The sequence below is a fragment of the Caulobacter sp. 05T431 genome, assembly GCF_056665975.1.
In genome coordinates, this window is the sequence record NZ_JBFTKU010000166.1 from 1 (window position 1) to 380 (window position 380).

Genomic DNA, 380 nt, shown 5'->3' on the forward strand with positions numbered 1-380 from the left:
CCGGAGTTGAGGTAGTCGTTGCCCGGACCGCCCTTGAGGACGTCGGCGCCGGACAGATCCGTGATCCGGTCGTTGCCGTCGCCGCCGAGTGCGATGTCGTCGCCACCGTTGCCCTCAATGACGTCGTTGCCCTCGTTGCCGAGGAACGTGTCGTTGTCGTTGCCGCCGGTGACCCGGTCAGCGTTGGCCGTGCCGTTGTATACGGACTGGCCGTTAATGCCGCTGGGATCTACCGTGTTCTTCTCCATGTACTGGATGGTGCCGTCCGGCTTGCGCAGGAGCAGCAGGTTCTCCTTGCACTCGCTGGCTGGGTCATCGGCGACCGTGGCCCCCGATGTCGTATACCCCGCCGGCGTACCAGCCAGGTTGCCGAGCTGGAA

Annotated in this window: 1 protein-coding gene; it reads right to left on the minus strand. The window is 65.0% G+C overall.

The genetic code is table 11. The annotated features are described in order from the left end of the window. Window positions 1-380 (minus strand): calcium-binding protein (locus AC1U89_RS24970; RefSeq protein WP_479902300.1); only part of this gene is annotated, 380 nt, incomplete at both ends.